Origin of the sequence: Pseudonocardia sp. NPDC049635, from assembly GCF_040659795.1 — a bacterium.
Lineage (GTDB): Bacteria > Actinomycetota > Actinomycetes > Mycobacteriales > Pseudonocardiaceae > Pseudonocardia.
The window spans coordinates 133,803-155,772 of the sequence record NZ_JBFAON010000007.1 but is presented as its reverse complement, the minus strand read 5'-3'; the positions used below and the strand labels follow the sequence as shown (position 1 = coordinate 155,772).

The 21,970-nt window shown below is 74.0% G+C and carries 22 protein-coding genes and 2 pseudogenes; 4 read left to right on the top strand and 20 right to left on the bottom strand.

The annotated features are described in order from the left end of the window. Positions 1-63: 63 nt before the first annotated feature. Positions 64-651 carry a hypothetical protein gene (locus AB0J24_RS11600; protein WP_358679173.1) on the bottom strand — a complete coding sequence of 196 codons (588 nt, stop codon included), beginning with the start codon at positions 649-651 and terminating at the stop codon, positions 64-66. Between the two features lie 123 nt (positions 652-774). Continuing rightward, positions 775-3,075, bottom strand: a complete 2,301-nt coding sequence (locus tag AB0J24_RS11595) for a sodium-translocating pyrophosphatase (RefSeq protein WP_358679170.1) — start codon at positions 3,073-3,075, stop codon at positions 775-777. Positions 3,076-3,587: 512 nt separating this feature from the next. Between AB0J24_RS11595 and AB0J24_RS11590 the strand changes: the two genes are divergently transcribed. After that, the gene (locus AB0J24_RS11590) at positions 3,588-5,960 is read left to right on the top strand and encodes a DEAD/DEAH box helicase (protein WP_358679413.1); all 2,373 of its coding nucleotides are present in this window, start codon (positions 3,588-3,590) and stop codon (positions 5,958-5,960) included. 377 nt (positions 5,961-6,337) lie between these two features. On the opposite strand, the gene AB0J24_RS11585 is transcribed toward AB0J24_RS11590, so the two are convergent. The 5 genes and pseudogenes from AB0J24_RS11585 to AB0J24_RS11565 all read right to left on the bottom strand — a co-directional run. Continuing rightward, entirely contained in the window at positions 6,338-7,393 is a 1,056-nt protein-coding gene (locus AB0J24_RS11585; RefSeq protein WP_358679167.1) for an Rv3654c family TadE-like protein, read from the bottom strand. Positions 7,394-7,421: 28 nt separating this feature from the next. Then, positions 7,422-7,619 carry a DUF4244 domain-containing protein gene (locus AB0J24_RS11580; RefSeq protein WP_358679164.1) on the bottom strand — a complete coding sequence of 66 codons (198 nt, stop codon included), beginning with the start codon at positions 7,617-7,619 and terminating at the stop codon, positions 7,422-7,424. A gap of 56 nt (positions 7,620-7,675) precedes the next feature. Continuing rightward, positions 7,676-8,389 (bottom strand): type II secretion system F family protein, encoded by a 714-nt coding sequence (locus tag AB0J24_RS11575; RefSeq protein ID WP_358679161.1) that lies wholly within the window; start codon positions 8,387-8,389, stop codon positions 7,676-7,678. Positions 8,390-8,402: 13 nt separating this feature from the next. Then, positions 8,403-9,245, bottom strand: coding sequence for a type II secretion system protein (locus AB0J24_RS11570; RefSeq protein ID WP_358679159.1), 843 nt, complete (start codon positions 9,243-9,245; stop codon positions 8,403-8,405). Then, positions 9,221-9,799, bottom strand: a pseudogene (locus AB0J24_RS11565) (ATPase, T2SS/T4P/T4SS family); the annotation flags it as partial. The pseudogene AB0J24_RS11565 and the gene AB0J24_RS11570, both read right to left, overlap by 25 nt. A 255-nt stretch (positions 9,800-10,054) precedes the next feature. Here AB0J24_RS11565 and AB0J24_RS11560 point away from each other — a divergent pair. Further along, positions 10,055-10,207 carry a hypothetical protein gene (locus tag AB0J24_RS11560; RefSeq protein ID WP_358679156.1) on the top strand — a complete coding sequence of 51 codons (153 nt, stop codon included), beginning with the start codon at positions 10,055-10,057 and terminating at the stop codon, positions 10,205-10,207. Positions 10,208-10,902: 695 nt separating this feature from the next. Continuing rightward, positions 10,903-11,556, top strand: a complete 654-nt coding sequence (locus AB0J24_RS11555; protein ID WP_358679153.1) for a hypothetical protein — start codon at positions 10,903-10,905, stop codon at positions 11,554-11,556. Positions 11,557-11,559: 3 nt separating this feature from the next. Here the strand turns inward: AB0J24_RS11555 and AB0J24_RS11550 are convergent, their stop codons facing one another. Both AB0J24_RS11550 and AB0J24_RS11545 read right to left on the bottom strand, forming a co-directional pair. After that, positions 11,560-11,988 (bottom strand): hypothetical protein, encoded by a 429-nt coding sequence (locus AB0J24_RS11550; RefSeq protein WP_358679150.1) that lies wholly within the window; start codon positions 11,986-11,988, stop codon positions 11,560-11,562. Next, positions 11,985-12,683: a recombinase family protein gene (locus AB0J24_RS11545; protein ID WP_358679147.1), complete on the bottom strand. Its 699-nt coding sequence runs from the start codon at positions 12,681-12,683 to the stop codon at positions 11,985-11,987. Before AB0J24_RS11545 ends, AB0J24_RS11550 begins: the two co-directional genes overlap by 4 nt. 283 nt (positions 12,684-12,966) lie before the next feature. On the opposite strand from AB0J24_RS11545, the gene AB0J24_RS11540 reads away from it, so the two are divergent. Further along, positions 12,967-13,617, top strand: coding sequence for a DUF3800 domain-containing protein (locus tag AB0J24_RS11540; RefSeq protein ID WP_358679144.1), 651 nt, complete (start codon positions 12,967-12,969; stop codon positions 13,615-13,617). Between the two features lie 52 nt (positions 13,618-13,669). On the opposite strand, the gene AB0J24_RS11535 is transcribed toward AB0J24_RS11540, so the two are convergent. The 11 genes and pseudogenes from AB0J24_RS11535 to ssd all read right to left on the bottom strand — a co-directional run bounded on the left by AB0J24_RS11535 (position 13,670) and on the right by ssd (position 21,648). Then, a complete protein-coding gene (locus AB0J24_RS11535) occupies positions 13,670-13,918 on the bottom strand; it encodes a hypothetical protein (RefSeq protein WP_358679142.1) in 249 nt (82 codons plus the stop codon). A gap of 596 nt (positions 13,919-14,514) precedes the next feature. Then, on the bottom strand, positions 14,515-15,120 hold the full coding sequence (locus AB0J24_RS11530; protein WP_358679139.1) for a hypothetical protein: 606 nt from the start codon (positions 15,118-15,120) through the stop codon (positions 14,515-14,517). A 53-nt stretch (positions 15,121-15,173) separates the two neighbouring features. Further along, a complete protein-coding gene (locus tag AB0J24_RS11525) occupies positions 15,174-15,410 on the bottom strand; it encodes a hypothetical protein (RefSeq protein WP_358679136.1) in 237 nt (78 codons plus the stop codon). Between the two features lie 298 nt (positions 15,411-15,708). Then, positions 15,709-16,689 carry a helix-turn-helix domain-containing protein gene (locus tag AB0J24_RS11520; RefSeq protein WP_358679133.1) on the bottom strand — a complete coding sequence of 327 codons (981 nt, stop codon included), beginning with the start codon at positions 16,687-16,689 and terminating at the stop codon, positions 15,709-15,711. Then, a complete protein-coding gene (locus tag AB0J24_RS11515; protein WP_358679130.1) occupies positions 16,686-17,111 on the bottom strand; it encodes a hypothetical protein in 426 nt (141 codons plus the stop codon). The genes AB0J24_RS11520 and AB0J24_RS11515 overlap by 4 nt, the downstream gene beginning before the upstream one ends. Beyond that, complete coding sequence (locus tag AB0J24_RS11510; protein ID WP_358679128.1) at positions 17,108-17,671, bottom strand: NUMOD4 motif-containing HNH endonuclease; 564 nt, start codon at positions 17,669-17,671, stop codon at positions 17,108-17,110. Before AB0J24_RS11510 ends, AB0J24_RS11515 begins: the two co-directional genes overlap by 4 nt. Positions 17,672-17,796: 125 nt before the next feature. After that, complete coding sequence (locus AB0J24_RS11505; RefSeq protein WP_358679125.1) at positions 17,797-17,970, bottom strand: hypothetical protein; 174 nt, start codon at positions 17,968-17,970, stop codon at positions 17,797-17,799. Next, positions 17,967-18,176 (bottom strand): hypothetical protein, encoded by a 210-nt coding sequence (locus AB0J24_RS11500; RefSeq protein ID WP_358679122.1) that lies wholly within the window; start codon positions 18,174-18,176, stop codon positions 17,967-17,969. Before AB0J24_RS11500 ends, AB0J24_RS11505 begins: the two co-directional genes overlap by 4 nt. Positions 18,177-18,498: 322 nt before the next feature. Continuing rightward, positions 18,499-19,950: a recombinase family protein gene (locus AB0J24_RS11495; protein WP_358679119.1), complete on the bottom strand. Its 1,452-nt coding sequence runs from the start codon at positions 19,948-19,950 to the stop codon at positions 18,499-18,501. A 28-nt stretch (positions 19,951-19,978) separates the two neighbouring features. After that, positions 19,979-20,566, bottom strand: a pseudogene (locus tag AB0J24_RS11490) (ATPase, T2SS/T4P/T4SS family); the annotation flags it as partial. Beyond that, positions 20,563-21,648: a septum site-determining protein Ssd gene (ssd, locus tag AB0J24_RS11485; protein WP_358679116.1), complete on the bottom strand. Its 1,086-nt coding sequence runs from the start codon at positions 21,646-21,648 to the stop codon at positions 20,563-20,565. The pseudogene AB0J24_RS11490 and the gene ssd, both read right to left, overlap by 4 nt. Positions 21,649-21,970: the final 322 nt, after the last annotated feature.

Below are 21,970 nucleotides of genomic sequence, written 5' to 3'. Positions count from 1 at the left end.
GAGGGCCACGCGGACGGGCCCGGAGACAACGGTCGGGTGACGACGGTAGGACGCGGTGCCGGATCAGCTGCCGCCGCCCTCCCCGGGTGAGCCGTTCAGCCCACCCGCAGCTGGGTCGTCCGGCGCAGCAGTGCGGGCGGACTCGGACAATCGGGTGAGTTCACCGCAGGTGGCGGAGGCACGGAACGTCGCCGCGATCTCCGGATTGCCGGTCATCTGGTCGAGCGGCCCGGCGGCGCTGCCGAGCTGGGCCAGCGGTTCCAGCGCACCGGGCAGGTCCCGTTCGACCGCAGCCGGGTCGGCCGGGTCCAGGGCGTCCACCCGGGCCTTCGCGCTGGAGAACGCCGAGCGCACCTCACCGAGCCCGCCCTGCAGGTTCGCGGCGAGCGCCTCACCGTCGTCGACCGGGGCGGGGCCGAGCCGGTCCAGGTCGCCGAGCGTGCGGTCGAGGGCCGCGGTGGTCCGACCGAGATAGTCGCCCACGACCTGGTGCGGCTCCCCGGTGGTGGGGCCCTCGACGGCGGTCTGCATGAACGGCAGCACGGCCGAACACATCCGGTCGGTCCACTCCTGGGGGCCGGGCCCGGCCGCGCCGCATCCGGCGAGCAGGGCGGCGGCCAGCACGGCACCCGCGACCGCACCTGCACGCATGGTTCCTCCACCCCGGGCCGTCCGGGTCCGGGAAACGAAGACTAGCTCCGCGCACCGACGACGAACGGCGGCCGCCCGCCCCGATGGGACGAGCGGCCGCCGCGTGCCTACGGGAGGTCGTCGCTATCCGACCGCGCTCTCGGCGGGGGTGTCGGTGATCGCCGACGTGCGACGCTTGGACACCACGATCGCCGCCGCGATGATGGCCACCGCGGCCACCGCGATGAGGATCCGGATCGCCGGGTTGGCGTCCGGCGTCGAGAGCACGACGACCGCCGGGGCGATCAGCACCGCGACCAGGTTCATGACCTTGATCAGCGGGTTGATGGCCGGGCCGGCGGTGTCCTTGAAGGGGTCACCGACGGTGTCACCGATGACGGTGGCCTCGTGCGCCGGGGAGCCCTTGCCGCCGTGGTTGCCGTCCTCGACGAGCTTCTTGGCGTTGTCCCAGGCGCCGCCCGAGTTGGCCAGGAAGATCGCCATCAGCACGCCGGAGGCGATCGCGCCGGCCAGGTAGCCGGCCAGCGGGCCGACGCCGAGGCCGAACCCGACCGCGATCGGCGCGAGGATCGCCAGCAGGCCGGGGGTGGCCAGCTCGCGCAGCGAGTCCCGGGTGCAGATGTCCACGACGCGGCCGTACTCGGGCCGCTCGGTGCCGTCCATGATCCCGGGCCGGGTCTTGAACTGACGGCGCACCTCGTAGACGACCGCGCCCGCGGCCCGGGTGACGGCGTTGACCGCCAGGCCGGAGAACATGAACACCACCGCGGCGCCGATCATGACGCCGACCAGGGTGTTCGGGCTGAACACCTCGTAGATGAACGCGGTGCCGGCATCCTCCAGGGCGACCCCCGCCTGGCCGAGCGCCTTGTTGATGGCGTCCCGGTAGGAGCCGAACAGCGCTGTCGCGGCCAGTACCGCCGTCGCGATCGCAATGCCCTTGGTGATCGCCTTGGTGGTGTTGCCGACCGCGTCGAGCTCGGTGAGGATGTCGACACCGTCACCCTCGACGTCGCCGGACATCTCGGCGATGCCCTGCGCGTTGTCCGAGACCGGGCCGAAGGTGTCCATCGCGACGATGACGCCGACCGTGGTCAGCAGGCCGGTGCCGGCCAGCGCGACCGCGAACAGCGAGACGACGATCGATCCGGAGAGCAGGAACGCGCCGTAGACGGCGGCGCCGATGACGAGCGCGGTGTAGACGGCGGACTCGAATCCGATCGAGATGCCGGACAGGATCACCGTCGCCGGGCCGGTGAGCGACGACTCCCCGACGTCCTTGACCGGACGGTCCTCGGTGCCGGTGTAGTAGCCGGTCAGCTTGAGGATGACCGCGGCGAGCACGATGCCGATGACGACGGCGACCGACGCGATCAGGCGCGGGTCGCCGACCAGACCGGCGACCTCGCTGTCGGTCGGGTTGGTCAGGCCGTCGAAGGTCGACGGCAGGTAGACGTACGCCGCGATGATCGACAGCGCGCCCGCGAACAGCGCCGACAGGTAGAACGCGCGGTTAATGGCGCGCAGCGTGTTCTCGCCCTGCCTGGCCTTGGTCAGGTAGACGCCCAGGATCGCGGTGATGACACCGATGGCCGGGACGATCAGCGGGAAGAGCAGGCCCTGCAGTCCGAACGCCGCGGTACCCAGGATCAGGGCGGCGACCAGCGTCACGGCGTAGGACTCGAACAGGTCGGCCGCCATGCCGGCGCAGTCGCCGACGTTGTCGCCGACGTTGTCGGCGATCGTGGCGGCGTTGCGCGGGTCGTCCTCGGGGATGCCCTGCTCGACCTTGCCGACGAGGTCGGCACCGACGTCGGCGGCCTTGGTGAAGATGCCGCCGCCGACCCGCATGAACATCGCGAGCAGTGCGGCGCCGAAACCGAAGCCCTCCAGCACGCGCGGGGCCTGGCCGGCGTAGACCATCACGACGATCGCGGCACCGAACAGGCCGAGGCCGACCGTGAACATGCCGACGACGCCGCCGGTGCGGAACGCGATCCGGGTCGCCTTGTCCCGGCCGTTCTCCTCGCGTGCCGCGGCCGCGACGCGGATGTTCGCGCGCGTGGCCAGCCACATGCCCAGATAACCGATGATCGCGGAGAAGACCGCGCCGACCACGAAGAAGATCGAGCGGCCGATGCGTTCGCCGAGGTCCTCGGCGGGGAGCGCGAAGAGCAGCACGAACACGATGGCGGCGAACACCGCAAGGGTGCGGAACTGGCGGTTGAGGTACGCCGCGGCGCCTTCCTGGACCGCTCGGCCGATCTCCTGCATCTTCGGGGTGCCCTCGCCGTGGGCGAGGACCTCCCTGAGCAGCAGACCGCCGACGGCCAGGGCGACGAGGGCGACCACCGCGACCACACCGACGAGGGTGAGGTCTCCCGCACCGAGCTCGAGGCCCTGGGCGAGGGTGGACTCGGACATCCGTCCTCCTGGTTCAGCAAGATCCGACCAGGTCGGCCGTGACGACGGACCCGGCGCGCGGGTGAGCGCGCCGGTCCCGCCGACGACGGCGTCGCTGGCGTCGACTGGGCCCGGGCGACGTTCGTCGCCGGCCGGGCTGGTGCAGTGTAGAAGTGTGTCCGATCGCTCAGTGGGAGAGGCGTCACAACGAATAACGATCTGCTCGAAGTGATCAATCCCACACGGAACGTGACGCAATCGGGGAACCTGCAGATCGCAAGCGGTGCAACGACATCTACGAGCGCGGGTCGGTCCGGCCCGGGCTTCGCGGCGAGATCGGGGCCCGGCCCGCCGGGTTTCGAACGGATGTGCCAGCCTGGCCGGTCGTGGAGGCGAGCGGGGAGCGTGCGGACGGCTCCCGCCGCGGGGTCGAACTGCTGCGGCGGGTGCTGGCCGGCTCCGGGGTGGATCCAGGGCGCGCCGAGCCCGCGGACCCCCGGCCGGTGGGCGGTGGGTCGACGGACAGCGGGCCGGTGAGCGACGGGCCGGCGGGCCCCGGGGCCGACGGGACGGACGGGGCGGACCCGTTGCGCCACGTGTTCCGCGCCCCCGCCCGGCCGGGCCGCAGCACCGAGTGGCCCGGCTGGGCACCGGAGAGCCTGCGCCGGGCCTGGTCCGCGCGCGGTGTGGACCGGCCGTGGTCGCACCAGGCGGCGGGAGCGGAGCTGGTCCGGGCGGGCACGGACGTCGTCGTCGCGACCGGCACCGCGTCGGGTAAGTCGATGGTCTACCAGCTCCCCGTGCTCACCGGTCTGATCGAGGACCAGCGGGCCACCGCGCTGTACCTGGCACCGACGAAGGCGTTGGCGGCCGACCAGCTGCGGTCGCTCGACGGCCTCGTACCGGACGGCGTGCGGCCGGCATCGTTCGACGGGGACACCCCGATGGAGGAACGCGACTGGATCCGCCGGCACTGCCGCTGGGTCTTCTCCAACCCGGACATGGTGCACCGTTCGCTGCTGCCCCGGCACCGCAGATGGTCGAACTTCCTCCGCCGGCTGAGCTATGTGGTGGTCGACGAGTGCCACACCTACCGGGGCGTGTTCGGCTCGCACGTGGCGCTGCTGCTGCGCAGGTTGCTGCGGCTCGCCGCCCGGTACGGGGCCCGGCCGACGATCGTGCTGGCGTCGGCGACCGTGGCCGCGCCGGCGGAGTTCGGGTCCCGGCTCACCGGCCGGGACGTCGTCGCCGTCAACGAGGACGGCTCCCCGCACGCCGGCCGGACCGTCGCGTTCTGGGAGCCGCCGCTGCTCACCGAGATCACCGGCGACAACGGTGCCCCGGTCCGCCGTCCGGCCGGCGCCGAGGCCGCCCGGATGCTCGGCGACCTGGTGCTGGAGGAGGCCCGGACGCTGGCCTTCGTCCGGTCGCGCCGGGCGGCCGAACTGACCGCGCTGGGTGCCCGGCGACAGGTCGCCGAGGTCGCTCCGGAGCTGGCCGGACGGATCGCCGCCTACCGGGGCGGATACCTGCCCGAGGAGCGACGTGCGCTGGAGGCGGCGCTGATGTCCGGTGAGCTGCTCGGGGTGGCCACGACCAACGCCCTGGAACTCGGCGTCGACATCTCCGGTCTGGATGCGGTCGTGCTCGCCGGGTTCCCGGGGACGCGCGCGTCGTTCTGGCAGCAGGCCGGTCGCGCCGGTCGCGCCGCCGACGAGGCACTCGTCGTGCTGGTCGCCCGCGACGACCCCCTCGACACCTACCTGGTGCACCATCCGCAGACACTGCTCGGCGCCCCCGTCGAGAGCTGCGTGCTCAATCCGGTGAACCCCTACGTCCTGGCCCCGCAGCTGGTGTGCGCCGCCGCCGAGATGCCGCTGACGACGGCGGACGTCGACGAGGTCTTCGGCGGCGCGCCCGCCGTCGAGGTGCTGGACGCCCTGGTGGCGGAAGGGGTGCTGCGCCGTCGCCCGCACGGCTGGTTCTGGCCCGACACCGGCGCCGCCCCGGCCGCCCAGGTCGACATCCGCGGCTCCGGGCTCGGCCAGGTCGCGGTGGTGGAGGCGGCGACCGGCCGGATGCTGGGCACGGTCGACGGCAGCTCCGCGCCCGCGACCGTGTACCCGGGCGCGGTGTACCTGCACCGCGGGGAGAGCTTCGTGGTCGACGAGCTGGATCTGGAGAGCAGCATCGCGCTCGTGCACCCGGAGGACCCGGACTGGCGGACCGAGCCGCAGTCGGTCTCCGACGTGACGGTGCTGGCGACACATTCGGCGCGCCGGTCCGGGCCGGTGCAGGTCTGCTTCGGTGAGACGACGGTGACCAGTCAGGTGGTGGCCTACCGGCGGCGTACCGCGGACGGGACGGTCCTCGACCGGACCCCGCTCGACCTGCCACCGCAGAGTCTGGACACCCGATCGGTCTGGTACACCGTCGACCCGGAGGCGCTGGCGTCGGCCGGGATCGACGACGCCCGGCTGCCGGGTGCACTGCACGCCGCCGAACACGCCGCGATCGGCCTGCTCCCGCTGTTCGCGATCTGCGACCGCTGGGACATCGGGGGGCTCTCGACGGCCCTGCACCCCGACACCGGGCTGCCCACCGTGTTCGTGCACGACGGCCACCCGGGCGGCGCCGGGCTCGCCGAGCGCGGACACGCGGTGCTCGCCCGCTGGCTCACCGCGACCCGCGCGGCGGTGGCCGACTGCGAGTGCCGCACCGGGTGCCCGTCGTGCGTGCAGTCGCCGAAGTGCGGCAACGGCAACAACCCGCTCGACAAGGCCGGTGCGGTGCAGGTCCTGGACCTGGTACTCGCCGCACTGGCCGGCGACGGCGTCCGGTCCGGGCCGGCCCACGGGCGCGTCGCCCCGGACGGGACGCGGACCCCCGGAACCGGCCGCCGCTGACCGATGGTGGTCGGAGCGCCACCGGCCCGCCCGTCGGGGGCGTGAGCGGGCCGGTGGCACCCACCGGCGACGGGGTCGGGCGGGGGCGCGTGACGCCCTCTGACTCCGTCGCGGTCTGGGGAGCGAGGCCGGTGTGCCGGGGGCGGACCGGACCCTGCCCGGCCCCGCGACCACCCCCAGTAGGCCCGAGAGCGGGATCCGTGACCAGACCCGGGCCGTGCGACGTCGGTGATCGGTCAGAGCGCGACGACGAAACGACCCCCGAGCCGCACGTTCGCCGTGACCGGGCGTGACAGGGCCGTGCTCTGCTGTTACCTGCCCGTTCATCCGGAGCGGTGGACCGTTCACCGAGACGGTGGTCACGCGAAACGACGTCGTCATCGCGGTCGCCCCGTCGTTCCAGGGCCGTCGAGTGGCGCCGGTCCGGCCCGTGCCCGGGCGGTCGCCGGGCCTCGCGTCGGGAGCAACCCGGCCCGAGCGACCCGGGTCTCGACCAGGGCGTCCCATCCGTCGAGGCGGCAACCGGTGAGCTCCGCACCGTTGCGTGCCGCGAGATCTGCGGCCGCCCGGCAGGCGTCCTCCACACCGCCGACCGACCGGCCGGCCGCGGCCAGCGCGGAGAGGTCCGCCGCGGCCGCCGCCACCTGCCGGGCCCGGATCGCCGCACCGACGTCGATGCACACGGCCGCGGTCAGCAGCAACGCGGCGGCGGCGGTCGCCGCCCAGACGGAGGCGATCCCGCGGTCGTCACGCACGAACGTCCGCGCTCGTCGGCCCACGGCGAGCCGGAACCCGGCGCCCACGGCATGCGCCGACTGTCGGCGCCACCGACACGGCCGGTGCCGCTGAGGGTGCTGGAGCCACGGTGGGAGCCCGGTGCGTCCGATCCGCCCGAGGTGCCGTCCGCCGGTGGGGGCAGCGGTGCCGGTCCGGCGGAGGCCCAGGGCCCCGGCCCGCCCGGTCACCGTGGCTCCACCGGCTCGGCGGGCCGGACGCCGGGCGGCGCTCCCGCGTCGACGGTCCCGGCCCGGGGTGCCGCGGGTGGGAGGACCGGGGGTGTCGGCCACCGGTGCTGCGGAGGACCCCGGGGCGGGCGCCGTGTCCCCGGCCGGTGCGACGGGTCCGGACACCCCGGCACCCGGTTCCAGCACGGCGGTCGCGGTCGCGCCGACGGTGACCGGCAGCAGCGGCACCGGACGGGCCCGCACCACGGCCACCACGGCGTCCCCGTCGGTCCGCAACTCGGCGTCCGCGCCGGCCGGTGCCAGCACGGCGACGGCGGCCAGGCCGCGCTCGGTGGCACCCCGGGCGGCCTGGCGGGCCAGCTCCCGGGCCGCGTCGGCGCAGCGGACACCGGCCCCGACGGCCGCCACGGCGGACACCGCGGCTGCCGTCACGAGTACCAGGGTCCCGAGTGCCAGCGCCGCCTCCACGGTGACCGCACCGGCATCACCGTGCGGGTCAGAACGTCGTCGACAGCGCACGTTCCACGATCCCGGTCAATGCGGTCAGCACGTCGCCACCGCTGACGACCGCGTAGAGCAGCGCGGCGAACGCGGCCGCCGCGACCGTGCCCACCGCGTACTCGACGGTGCTCATACCGTCGTCGTCGCGGACGAGCGCGGTCAACCGGAAGCGCAGTGTGGAGCGGGTCGTCATCGGTCTCTCCTTCGTCGGGGACCCGCGGCGTGCGGGCCCGGTCGCCGCCCGGTGGGTCACCACCGGGCGATCACCTCCCCGGCCAGCCCGATCACGACCGGCACGATGCCGAGGACCAGGAAGGCGGGCAGGAAGCAGAGCCCCAGCGGGGCGGTGATCCGGACCGCGGCACGCTGTGCGTGCTCCTCGGCCAGGTCGGTCAGCGCCGTCCGCAGTCGGCCGGCCTCCGCGGACGCGGCCCTGCCGAGTGCGGCCCCGGTGTGCGCCGAACGTGCCGCGGTGCGGGCGAACCCGGCGAGCTCGGGGCAGCGCTGCGCGGCCGCCCACGCCTCCTCCGCGGGGGCGCCGAGTGCGAGCAGCCCCGCGACCCGGCGCAGCGCCGAACCGGGTGGCCCGGTGAGCCGCCGGGCCGCGGCGCCGACCGCATCGGGGACGGTCAGGCCGGCGGCCAGGCAGGTGGCGAGCAGATCCCAGGCGGCAGCCAGGCCCGCCGGGTCCGCCGCGGCGGTTCCGGTGGCCGGTGCCCGCCGCAGTGCCACCAGCAGTGCGATCCCCACCGCGGCACCGACGAGCACTGCGGCGGCGGCCCCGCCGAGGGCCCAGCCCAGCACGGCGCCGGCGGGCACCAGCACCGCGAGCACCCCCGGTCGGGCCGGTGACCGCGGCATGGCGGGCACCGGGTCCCGGGCGGCGCGCAATCGTCCGGCGGCCGGGCGGGCCCCGTCCGCCAGCAGAGCTGCGACCGCCAACCCGAGCGCCACCGCGATCACGACGGCACCGCGATCACGACGGCACCGCCGCACGCAGGATCCGGTCCGACCAGGCGGCGCCGGAGATCGTGAGCAGCACCCCCAGAACCAGCAGGGCCGGCCCGTGCCATCCGGTGCGGAGCACGGTCAGCGGAGCGATCCCCATCAGCTGGCCCAGGCCGGCCCCGGCGAGCGGTAACGCGGTGAGGACCGTCGCGGTGGCTCGCGGTCCGGCCAGCTGTGCCCGTACCCGGGAGCCGTGCGCGATCCGCCACCGCAGGTCGCCGAGGAGATGGGTGAGCAACCCGGCGAGCGGTGCGCCGTGCCGGTCGGCGAGCTCCCAGGCCGCCGCGATCCGTTCGACGTCGCGGCTCGCAGGCCCGGACGCGGCCCGGCGCAGCGCATCAGGGACCCGCTCGCCGATCCGGGCGGCGACAGCGGCGGGGCGCAGCACGGACCGGGCGAGCGGCCCGTCGTGCTCGCACCCGGCGAGCGCTGCGGCCGGGTGGGCACCGGTCCGGATCTCGTCCGCGATCCGGGCCAGGGCGTCGGCCAGTTCGCCGGCCGCCGCGACCGCCCGGTCGGCGCGGCGGCGGGCCGCCCACCGCCGCCGGCCGAACCAGGCCGCGCCGGTCGCGCAGGCCGCCCCGGCCGGACCGAGCAGGAACGCCCCGGCGAGCGCCACGAGCACGTACCCGCAGGCGACCGGTGGCAACGGGGCGCGGGCTCGCCGGGTGCGGCCGGGGCCCAGCCCCCGCAACCGGCGCCCGGCGCCGGGCCCCGGGAGCCCCGTCACGGCACAGGCCAGCAGGAGCAGCACCGGGGCGGCTCCGCCGGACGGGGCCGGCGCGCTCAGGACGGCGTGCACGACACCCACGCCCCGCGTTCCTGCAGCAGGGCCCGCAACCGGGCGGCGCCGGGCCCCGCCCCGCCGGACCTCGTCCACGCCGCGCAGACCTGCGGCCCGCCGTCGTCATGGAGCACGCCGATCTCGTCGAGCACCCGTCCGGCGCCCGGATGCCGGCGCATGTGCAGGATCACCTGGACGGCTGCGGTGAGCTGACCGTCGAGGGCCGTGGGCGACATCCCACCGAGCCCGGCCAGTGCCCGCATCCGCGCCGGGATCTCCCGCACCGAGTTCGCGTGCACGGTGCAGGCACCCCCGTCGTGGCCGGTGTTGAGCGCGCTCAGCAGGTCCCCGACCTCTGCACCCCTCACTTCGCCGACCACGAGCCGGTCGGGGCGCATCCGCAACGCCTGCCGGACGAGCTCGCCCAGCGGCACCCCGCCGGTTCCCTCGATGTTCGGCGGGCGCGCGACGAGCCGCACCACGTGCGGGTGGCGGGGTCGGAGCTCCTCGGCGTCCTCCACCGTGATCATGCGTTCACCCGGGTCGACCGCGCCGAGCAGCGCGTTGAGCAGTGTGGTCTTAACGGAGACCCCATTGAGACATCACATACCCGACCTCGAACAGCGCCCCGCACGGCTGGCGGTGACCGACGAGACGACCGGCCCCGGTCCGGCGCACACCGCCTACACCGAGCCACACCCGATCCACGGCACGTGGACGTCACCGCCGATGTGCCACCCGAACGGTGAGGCTGCCGGAGCCCGGATCGACGCGGTGACAGGGCTCGCGGGACCGGGCGCGGCGTCCCGGCGCACGTGGTCCATGACGCCCTGCCGGTGCCCGAGGTGACCCGGCCGCCGTCACCCCGGCTCGCTCGGCGACTGCTCGCCGCCCTGCGGATCGAGGTGTGCCCGCTGTGCGGTGCGCTCACGCCCCGGTGGGCGTTGTCCACGCACGAGGCGTGGCACCGTTCGATCGGGCAGGCGTAGCAACTGCCCGCCGTCCCGGTCGCGCGTGGCGAGCCCGTGGCCGGGACGCTGATGCCCCCCGCCACGGGGGGCGCCCTCGGGTGATCCGGCCGCATGCAGAGGGCTGCACAGTCGCAGGTCAGCGAGTCGCTCATGTTGAACATGCCCCCGGATCAGGGGCGCACTCGCTCGGATCGCCCGCTCACCTGAGCGCCTCGGTAGATCGGAACCGTAACGCGCTGACCTGCGGCGATTCATCAGCGCACTCGCGTGATCCGCCCCGCCTTCCGCCCGCGTAACACCGCATCTACGCAGGTCAGCGCAGGCGCGGCGACGGTTCCCGAGGCTAGTTGGGCCATGATCACCCGTCGTGGGCGTCGGATCGGCCGGGATCACGTGCATGGCGGCCGATTCGAGGCTCGCGGCGGCATCGCTGCGCACGAGCGGCCCGAGACACCCCCCGACACAGGACATGTCGACTGCCGGGCCTTGCGCCGTCCGGCGGCAGCGGGCTACCTCGATCGTCGAACGCATGGTCGGCTCGGCGACGGTTTCCGACCACTGGTCGCATCTGCCCCGCTTCACCCCCCTTGGTGGGGGGTGTACTCGGATACTCGTCGGTGTGACGAGCACGCCCGTCGCTGGTCACAGGCGAGCGCTCCCCCTCGCCCCGGCGGCCGGGACCCCCATGCTCGTCCGGGATGAGGTGCAAGATCATGGATACGAACAAGGTTCTCTCGCGGTTCCTGCCGTGGCTCGTCGCGAACGCCGACGACCACGACTCGGTCCGGCCGCCCGAGCGGTTCCTCGACGAGGTCCCCGAGATCGACGGCGAGCCGCTGGACGAGCAGATGCTCGGCCGTGCCTACAAGCGCGCCGCGCAGGCTGGCCTTGTCAAGGGATTGGAAGTGAACGAGTCGTCGATGCCCGTGTGGATCGACCTGCTGCCGCCCGCGTTCGAGTGCGTCGAGACCCACAACGGCGACATGGCGGCGTTCCTCGCCGCACAACGCGGTCCGACCGGGAACACGACCACGGTGACGGTGAACGCCCGCGACGGCGTGAACGTCGTCGGGACCGGCCGGGACGTCGCGCAGTCGAACCGGATCGAGATCACGAACGACCCCGAGCGACTGCGCATCGCGGCGGACGCGATCGCCGAGATCCTGCCGCTCTACCCCGGGTTGCGGGACCGCGCCGAGATCGAGAGCGCAGTGCAGGACGCCCGTGAGGCGGCGGACAGCGGCAACGAGGAAGCGCGGGCATCGGCCGGCGCCCGGCTCGTCACCGCGATCTCGACGCTCGCGGGAGTCTCGACCGTCGGCCGGGTCGTGGTTGACCTGATCACCGCGAGCGGCGTGCTCGCCTGACGGCTACGCAGTGTCGCGGTTCAGCACGGGGGTGCCGTCGAGGTACGCCTCGGCGATCGCGGCGTGCTCGGCGAGATGCCGGGCAGTGCGGCGGGCGAGGTCGAGCGGTGCCGAGATGCCGGGCCGCTCGACCTCGCCCGTCGTCGCCACGTCGAGGTGCGCCCGCCCGCCTGCCGCGAGGTGGGCTGCGATGACGCCGTGCAGCCGGTTCGCGGTGCGCAGGCTCGACGGCCGCCGGTAGTCGCGCAGGCGCCCGCGCAGGCTGCCGCCCTCGCCGATGTACTGCTGCACGCCGTCAGGGCCGGTGAGCGTCCACCTGTAGATGCCCGGCGCGGTCGGCAGGTCAGGCAGCACGAGGTGCCCGGCGCCGTCGAGGGTCACCGGCCCGGCCGGGGACCACTCGAACCGCACCCGCAGGTCGACCCCGCTCATGCGCTCGCGCGAAGGGCAGCCGCGTCCTGCGACCCGAGGGCGGCCCGGACGGTGCTCGGGTACCAGCGGGCCCCGCCCCGGGCGGTTGGCACGCCGTCGGCGGTGAGGGCGGTCGCGATGGCGACGAGGGTCGCGCCGCCGTCGTGCGCCTCGACGATCCGGCGCAGCACGTCGGCCGGGATGCCGCCGGGCCGTCCGAGCCGGACGCCCTGCGCCCGCTTGGCTGCGAGCCCCTCGCGGGTGCGCTGCCCGATCAGGCGCCGCTCGTATTGCGCCGCGCTCGCGATGATGTTCGCGGTCATCTCGCCGGCCGGGGTCGAGGTGTCCCCGAGGTCGAGCAGCACGATCCGCCACCCGTTGCGCTGTGCGCGGTCGAGCAACCCGGCGAAGTCGCGCACCGACCGGGACACACGGTCGAGCTTGCTCGCGATCAGCACGTCTGCCTCGCCTCTGTCGAGCCGGTCGAGCGCTTCGGCCAGCGCGGGCCGGTTCAGCGTGGCGGCGGACAGCCCGGCGTCGGTGACGATCTCGACCTCGAACCCCTGCCGCGCGGCCTCGGCGGTCAGGGCGGCCCGCTGTGCGTCGAGCCCGGCGCCCGAGTCGACCTGACCGTCGGTGCTGACCCGGACGTACCCAAGGGCACGCAGCGGCGCGTCAGTCGAGCGGGCGGGGCGGCGGGTGCGCGGGGCGGTCATGCCCGGTCTGTCGGTCGGCACCCGGTTCACGTTACATAAAACGGTCGATTTGTGTATGGCGTGGACTGTGGGCGGGTGCCCTGTGTCGATCAGGTCGTCGTGTCGCTCGACCGCTGGTCTCGCCCATCAGGGCCGCCCTTCGCACTCTCTGTGACCACTAGGCGCATGTCGCTCGGCCGTCGGCGCGATCTTTCGTGGGGCGACCCGAGAAAGTGGCAGGGCGGTGGCTGCGGGAAGTGATGATGTGGGAGCACAGTCGCTCGGTCGGGAAGGTTCGCAGCAGGTGGCAGAGATCTACATGTATGCCGACGAGACCGGCGACCTCGGACTCGACGGTGGCCCGGGGTCGTCGGCGTTCTTCGGCATCGGAACGGCGACCTTCGTCGGCGAGCACGGCGCCGCGATCTGGGCGGGCCTCAGACTCCGGTTCGAGCTGGAACAGTCTGGTCTGAACTTGCCCAAGGGGTTCCACGCCAAGGATGACTCTTGGAAGACGCGAGGGTCGGTGTTCAGTCTGGTCCAGCAGCAGGCACCGCGCTTCGACACGACGTTCCTGACCAAGGACCGGCTCTACTCGCGTGTCAAGGCCCGGGGGCAGTCCTACGTCTACAAGTTGGCGTGGTTCCTGCACTTCAAGGAGATTGCAACGCAGGTCAGCGAGCCGGGCGACACTCTGCACGTCATCGCGTCGACGTTGCAGACAAACAAGCGGAAGAACACCGTTCGCGAGGCGCTGACTGACGTCTGCGACCAGGGGCCGCCTGGGCGCGAGATCGTCTTGTGCGTCTGGGACGGAGCAACCTCTTGGGGGCTGCAGGTCGCCGACTACGGTCTGTGGGCCGTGCAGCGGCGCCGCGAGTCTGGCAAGTGTGAGTGGTGGGACTGTGTCGAGCCGACGCTGCGGAGCGAGTTCTACCCGTTCGGTAGGCCATAGAAAGTAGGGCGACCGGCTACCCCCGAGGGGGAGAGGTCCCTTGGACCTCTTGTCACCGGTCACTACCCATTAAACGCTCGACTGACTGTTTGTCAACGTCACCCGACACTCTGCTGGTGGCGTTCGTCAACCGGTCGAGGGTGTCGAGCGCCCCCGCGATGTACGCCCGTTCCTGCGGCCCGGCGTCGACCTCGCCCGCCGTGATCGCCTCGGAGAGTGCCCGCAGCGATGTCCGGGTCGCCTCGATCTCGGCGGGATCAGGCGCCTGCCCTCTCGCGGTTCCGGTGCTCACGCCGACCACCGGTTAAAGATGGCCCGAGTGGCGGCGCTATCGGTGGTGACCACGCGGCGGGTCGCCGGGTCGTGTGTGCTCACCACGGTCATTCCCGTTGCGTTCTCGTCGGTTGCAGCGACGGTGACCCGTTCCGGCTCGGGTGACCTGAGCCTCGTCCTGATCTTGCGAGCCTGCGCTGTGTCAGCGGCGTAGACCCGTCCGCCCGGCGAGAGCAACCCTCCGCCCGGTAACACCGTCCACGCCTCGGGCGGGTGGACGTCCGGCCGTCGCTGCCCCGGTGCCCGCCCCCGGCCCGCTCTGCGTGGCCGTGAGCGGCCCGCAGCGGGGGGTACATGCGCAGTCGCCTCGACGGCGTGCGGGTCGTTCAGCGCCCCCGCGAGAGCCCGCGCGATCCCGCTGCTCGACGACGCGACGGCGGACCCGCTCGCGCCGGTGATCCGGTAGCGGTTCGCCCCGAGCGCGTCGACGCGGACCGTCGTCGATCGCAGCGTCGTCCGTGACCCGGACGGGGTGGCCGTGGTCCGGCTGATCTGCGGCTGCACGGCCCGACGGTACCGCCGGGGCCCCGGACAGGGCGTGTGTCGAGCACCCCGGCGGCCGGGTCACCGGTCGACTCCCTCCGCACCGTCGTGCGCCTCGACCCGCTGTGCCCCGACCCGCAACCCGAGCCCCGGCAGCACGCCGTCGGGCCCCTCTGGCACCGGCAGGTCGCCCTCACGGTCGAGCATCGCCGCCGCGACCGCGATCCGGGTTCGCAGCCACGCCTCGACCTCGCCGGCCCGGTAGCGGTGCGCATCGCCAGTGTCGGGCAGCCGGGACAGCGTGCGCAGCCCGCGCAGCCACGTTCCGAGATGGCCGAGGGCGCGCGTGCGGGACTCGGAGGGCGGTACGGACCGGCCGGTCCGGAACGCCCTGTGCTCGGTGACGTAGGCCAGGGCAGTACGGGCGTCGCGCACCGACGCGCCGTAGTTCTGCACGGTGTCCCACGCCTGCGGGTCGTCGAGCAGGGTCCCGAACGTGCGGCGGCGTCGCAGTCGCTCGGCGAGGTCGGCGGCGCGGGCGGTGCGCTTGTCCTCGCGGGCCCGCCACGTGGCGACGTCGACGGCCCGGTCGACCGGATCGTCGGCCCGCTCGGCGTCGATCGCGGTCAGCGCGTCGGCGAGTTCGCTGATCTCGGTCTCGACGTCGGTGCCCTCGGTGGTCGCCATGCTGATCTCGTCTCTCGTGTCGTCGGTGGGGGGGCGTCGCCGGCGCAGCCGCATCACGGCCGCCGGTGCTCGCGCAGGTTCGGCGCGGCGAGCCGGTGGTTGCGCTGCACGGTCAGTCGGTGCGCGGCCCGCGCGAGCGCCTCGACCTCGGCGCGGGCGTCCGTGACGCGGTTGCGCAGATGCGCGATCTGCTCGTCGATCGGCAGGTCGCCGATGCCTTCGCGCTCGATAACTGCGTGGGTGAGGGCGTCGGGGTCGTCCCCGCCGAGGGCGGTCGCGGTGTCGGTCATCGCAGAGAAGTTCCTTCCGTGGTGTGCGGCCCGGCAGGTCCGGGCCAGTGGTCGCCGGTTCCGTCCCGGTCCGGGGAGCCGGTGGACGAGATCGGGTCGCGGGGCGGGCGTGGTGATGTCCCGCCCGCCTCGGCTCGTGTCGGGCCGCGCACTCGGTGCCACGTCCGGTGCCACTCACCGGTGCCACCACTGCCACGTGGCAGCCGCATCCGCTGCCACTGCCACCGGGCCAGTGACAGCGCTGCCACGCACTGACACCGAGCCTCGACCGGCAGTGCCGCCGAGGGACCGACGCCCGTCACGACGCAGCCACCCGGTTCTCCGGCACGATCCACGGCGAGCCGTTCTCGATCTGGTCGTTCGCCCACACCTCGGCCGCCTCGATCGCTCGGCGTAGCCCGTGATCGTCGATCGCGGCACCGATGACCCGGGCGAGTTCGCTCCCGCCCCGGTCGCGCCAGTCGGCGCCCGGCATGTCCCCGGCGTCCCGATCGAGCAGGCGATACCCGGCCGCCGCGAGCCCCTTGTGCAACCGGGCCATCGCCCGGCCCTGCTGCTCGCGGCGCGGCAGTCCGCACTCGCGCGGCGTCGGGGGGTGCAGGTGCACGGGACCCGATCTGCGGCCAGCGACGGCAGCCTCGGCGACGGCGCCCGCCTCGTCCTGGCCCGGGGTAGTCCCGACCCGCTCGGCAGGTGAGACGGGCACAGCGGCAGCCTCGACCTCGGCGAGCCGTCCGGCGTCGTTCCGCTTGCCCTCGATCGCCTCGGCCGCTACCGGCGCGCGGCGTGCCGTGCGCCCGTCGGAGACTGCTTTGTGGGGTTGGGTGCTCTGTTCAAGTGCTGTGTTCAGGTGCTCTGTTTGTCGGTCACCATGACCGGAGCCCTCCGGTTGCTGTGACCGGTGCCCTCCGGTCACCATGACCGGAGCCTCTCGGTCGCTGAGCCCGGCGCCTCGCCGGTGAGCGAGATGGTGATCGTGCAACCTGTAGATCGTCGAGCGCGGGCCCTTGCTCGCGTAGCGGCGCCGGTTGAGTGACCAGAGCCCAGCCTGCTCACCTGCGAGTAGCACTCGACGGACCGTCTTGTCCGAGCAGCCGGTGCGCTCGACGAGCCGCTCGATCGATGGCTCGCACTCGCGGGTGCGTCGGTCGGCGTAGCGCGCGAGAGCGGCGTACACGGCGACCCCACTGCCCCCGAGCCCTGCCTCGACGATCGCGAGCAGCATCCCGTCGGACACCTGCCCGAACATGCCGTCGTCTGGCACCTCGGCAGCCGTCACGAGGTGCCACCGGTGGGGAGGTCGGGGACAGCACGTAGATGTCGCTCACGCGCCCGTAGCCACGGCAAGCCGGGCAGCAGGTCGTACGGCGACGGCGGCAGGTCGAGCGACAGCACGTCGCCGGAGGGGTCGAGCGGCACGTCGAGGGGCGCGAGGTCCGGGTGATCCCACATTCCCACGGCCTCACCTGCGCTGACCGCAGCCTCAACCTCGGCTCGCGTTAGACCGGTGATCGTCGCGACGTCGTCGACCGTGGCGGCGCCGTCGCGCGGGTCGACGAACATCGTTAACGCGGCGTACACGGCGAACCCGTGTGGCCCGAGCCCGGCCGCGTGCACCTGCCGGGCCGTCGCGCTCGACACGGTGCCGAACCGCTCGCTCGGCTCGCTCAGCCGGACCGGCCGGCCTGGCGTGCTGGTCATGCCGCCGCACCCCGCTCGGGCTCGGGTACCGCGAGGATCTCGGCGAGGTACGTCGAGGCGACGGCCGCGAGGTCGTACGGAACCCCTGCCCGGCGCAGCGAGCGGACCCGAGATCGTGCGCGGTCGCAGGCGAGGCACGAGCGGCGGCCCCTGCGTGCCTGTGCTGCGACGAGGTTGCGACGGTCGGTCGTCGTGTGGCCGCGAGGGCAGACCGTCCGGCGGGCGTGCGCGTGCGTTCCGTGCCGGAGTTGATCAGCAACGTTCTCGGTCGGGGTGCACCACGCGAGGTTGCGCAGCCGGTTGTCGGCCCTCACCCCGTTGTCGTGGCAGGTCTGCGCGCCGGGCGGGCGCGGGCCAACGAACGCGGTCAGTACGAGCGCGTGCACCCGGACGATGCGTCCGGACAGCGTCACCGCGAGGTAGCCGTGCCCGTCGTCGTACGGCCGCAGCACCCGGCCCCGTAGACGCCTCGGTCCGCGCACGGTCTCGATCGAACGGTCGAGGCTGCGCACCCCGCCTGCGTCGCTCACGTCGTACCCGTCGACGCCGGGCACCCGCACCCATCGCTCGGCGGCTGCGTCGAGGACGGTCGGGGCCGTAGGCTCGTCGTGGGCATCCGTTGCGAGGGCGCTCGATATCGGGGTGGCCGTCCGGCGAGGGCGGCCCCCTGCCCCGTTCTCGGGGCTCACGCCGCCGCTCGCTGTCGATCGGCCGGCTCGCCTGCCCCGGACAGCAGCACGCGCAGCCGGGACCGCTGCGACGAGCACAGCGGCGGCGCCTCGGCTACCAACTCGCGGATGCGCGCCTCGACCGGATCGACCTCGACCGGGCCGTCGGTGCGCTCGTCGGTCGTGCTCACGCCGCCCCCTCGCGCGGGGTGGCGCTGTCAGCCTCGGCGGCGAGATTGCGTGCGATCCACTCGGCCTCGGTTTCGAGGTCGGCGGCTTCGGCCTCGAACTGCGCTGCCTCACGGCGGCGCAGTTCGGCGGACCGGCGTTTGCGCGAGGCGACGGCGAGCAGCCGCCCTCGACGTGCGCTCTCGGCGCCACGGTCCGATGCGGGCATGGGTGTCCCCTCTCGGGAATGCGGAATCGCGCGGCGAGGGCGTCGGTTCTGCTATTCCGAGCGGGCCGCGAATCGCGTTGTGCGATGGCGGCGACGCTACCGAGGACGCGACGATGGGTCGACCTACGTATGCGCTCTGACCTGCGTAGATAACCCCCCGCGGCGGGGGGTTTAGTCGGTTCTACTTTGCCCCCCGTGGCGGGGGGAATAGTCACCGGTATCCGCAGGTGGGCGCCTCACGAGAAATGCCCCCCGGGAAGGTCCCGAGGGGCATTCTGTAAATCACTCGTCCGGCCTAGCGGCGGCCGGCACAGCAGCGCTGCTACGTGGCGGCGGGCTCGTCACCCGGCAGCGCTCGTTTCCACTCGACACCGATCGAGGACGGGTCGAACGTGCGGCGTCCCGGCTGCGTCCGGTGCACCGTGATCGTCACGAGGGCGTCGAGGATCGCCCGCCGACGCCCGAGCGGTAGCCCGTCGGCCCGGTCCTCGCGGGTGCCGAACCACAGCGACGCGACGTCCGGTGTACCGACCACCCCGACGAGCGGGTCGGTCTGCGCCGCTGCCGCTAGGTCCCGGCCGATCTCGTCCTGCCGGGCCCGCAGGCGCTCCGTGGCCGTCTGCAACTGCCCGAGGGTCACCGCCCCGTCGGCGAACGCAGCCGCGAGGTCGTCGAGGCGCTGCGACACCGAGAGCTGCTCGGCGTGCAGAGCCGTCGTATCCATCCCGTCCAGCTCGGGTTCGATCAGGTCGAGGGCGTCCGGCCGCGACAGCCGGGCGACGATCAGCCGCTCGACGAACGAGTCGAGGACATCGGCCCGGCGCAGCACGTGGCCCGAGGTTCGTCCGTTCTCGCGCAATCGGCACCGGTACGCCGGGTACTTCTTACGGCCGTTCTGCCCGACCCGCAGTTCGGGCCGGCCGCACACCCCGCACTGGTACAGCCCGGACCCGAGCCACCGAGGTTGGTTCCCGGGCGCCGTCCGGCGGGCCGGGTCGGTCAGCGTCGAGCACACGGCACGCCATGTCGCCTCGGGAACGATCGCAGGCCACGACGCTGGGCCGACGATCTCGCCGAGATAGCCCATGAGCCCGGCGTTCCGGGGCCGCATGAGCACGTCGCGCAGGGCCGTGTGCGTCCACTCGTGCGCGCCGAACGTCGTGCGCAGGCCGCGATCGTTCCACTCCCGCACGATGGTGCGGACGCCCGTCCCGGCAACGATCGCCTCGGACGCCTTGACGATCTCGGCCGCCTCGGTCGCGCGGATCGTGACCCCGTCCGCCTCGAACCCGAACGGCCGGACCCCGCCCGACCATCGCCCCTGCGTCGCCGCCTGCCGGCGGGCTGCCCGGATGCGATCCGCCTTGTGCTCGGACTCGTGCCGCGCCACCGCCCCCGAGATGCGCGCGATCATCCGGCCCTGCGAGGTCGTGAGATCGAGGGCGCCCGCTTGCACGGTGTGCGTCGGGATCGAGCGCGGCTCGCACGTGGTGATCCACTGTTCGAGTTCGACCGGTGACCGGTGCAGCCGGTCGGTGTGCCAGCACAGCACGCCGTCGACCTGTCCGGCCTCGATCGCGTCGAGCAGGGCGCGGTACTGCGGCCGGGACTTGCCCGAGTAGGCGCTGACATCGTTGTCGACGAACACCCGCGCGACGGTCCACCCGAGGCGCTCGGCGAGGGCTCGGCAGTCGGCTTCCTGCCGCTCGACCCCGAGCCCCGCCCCGGTCCGGTCCTGACTGATCCGCACGTAGACGGCTGCTCTCACGGTCACGTGTGTAATGCTGTCACAACTTGACCCTCGCATTCCCACTGCCCGTCCCACCGGCGACCAGCAGGGCGAGCCGGGCGCCGACGATCGCCCGTAACAGCGCTTCACCGGTGGTGTCGAACGTGCCGCTGCGCCGCAGCGCGGCGAGGTCGTGACTCGCCGGGCGCAGGACCCGCAGCGAGATCGCCGTCCCGGCCGCGGCGACCGGGGGGAGGACGGCGTGCAGCCGGACCCCGCTGTCGGCGAGCCGGCCGTCGACGTACGGGCTGGCGTCGTCGAGCCGGCGCCCGGCGGCGAGGGCGAGCCGCTGCGCGAGGCGGCGCACGGCAGCCTCGTCGGGGAAGGAGACGGCGACCCGGCGCGGCCCGTCACCCCGGTCGACCCACACCGCATCGGGGGCGGTGACCAGTACGTCGGTGGTGGCCGGGTCGCGCAGCAGCGGATCGAGCGGACCGGCGCCGGTGAACTCCTGGCGCAGCGACCGCAGCGCGGCGAGCACATCCATGTCGGAGGCCACGCCACCGGACTCGGCGCGCACGGCCGCCGCGACCGCGGCCGGGCCGGTCTCGCCACCGGCGTCGGCCAACCGGGCCCGGACCCGGTCGACCAGCGGGTTCACGACGCCACCCGGTGTGTGAGGTCGAGCGCGGCGAGCCGCTCCCGCACCGCACGGGCGCCGGCCGCGAGAGGTCCGCGGCCGCCGCCGGGGGTACGCCCGCGCTCGACGGTCGCGGCGAGGTCGCGTTCGGCGCGCATCGCGTGCAGCAGCGGCAACCCGAGGCAGGACGCCACCTCGCCGGGGGTGATGCCACCGGGCGACGGCCCGCGGACGACGAGCTCGACCACCCGTGCGTGCTCGGCGAGCACGTCGGCCACCCGGCCCGCGGCCGCCCCGGCCCGCAGGGTCGCCGGGACCAGCAGCACCGTCAGGTCGGCCGCGCCGACCGCGGCGAGTGCTGCATCGGTCGGGTAGCGCGGCACGTCGCAGACGACCGTGCCGCCCGCACGGCGACCGGCGTCGAGGACCGCGGTGACCGCGGTCGGCTCCGGCCCGTGCGGGGAGCGGGCGCAGGACAGCACCGACAGCTCCGCCCGCCCGGACACCACGCGCGGCAGGGCGCTGCGCAGCGATGCGGCCTGCACCCTGCCGTCACCGACGGTGAGACCGGGCCAGCGCAACCCGTCCGCCTCCTCGATGCCGGTCAGCAGGTCGAGCCCGCCACCGAGCGGGTCGCAGTCGACCAGCAGCGCGGTGGTCCCGGTGCGGGCGGCCCCGACCGCGACCGCGGTGGCGAACACCGACGCGCCCGCGCCGCCGCAGCCACCGACCACCGCGAGAACCCGGCCGGGTGTCCCGTCCGCGCGGTCGCGGACATCGGCGAGCATCCCGGTCAGCGCCGCCTCGCCGGAGGGCAGCTGGACCACCCGGTCCGCGCCGAGCGCCACGGCGGCCCGCCAGTCCTCGGCGGCCGGCTCACCGTGCACCGCGATGACGACCGATCCGCGGCGGGCGAACCCGGCCTCCCGGCAGCGGAGCGCCCCCGCCCGGTCGAGCAGGACGGCCGGGGCGAGCGCCCAGGCCCGCCGCGCGTCGGCGGCGTCGACCGCGCGCTGCGCCTCCATGTCGGCGGCTGCGGCGATGCGCAGCAACGCGTCGAGCAGGTCCGGGTCGTCGGCCACGACCAGGCAGCGCCGGTCCATCGCATCGCACCTCCCACCGGCCCGCCGGTGCGGGCCCCGGGTACGAGCCTGCGGTGCCGCGGGGCTCCTGGACCGCAGATGTGCCCAGCTGTGGACAACCTGGGGAGAACCGGCTGAGCTGTGGACGGCGGGTGGCTCGGGGCCCGCCGATCGGCTACGACCCGGTCCGCGCCCGGTCCAGCACAGAGGACGACCCCCGCCAGGGGGGATTGGCGGGGGCCGTCTGTCGGTTCAGCCCCGGGGGGTCGAGCTGAACCCGCCCGGACCACGTCCGAGCTCACACAACTGTAGCCGGAATCGTGCTCTCCCGCCCATACCCTGC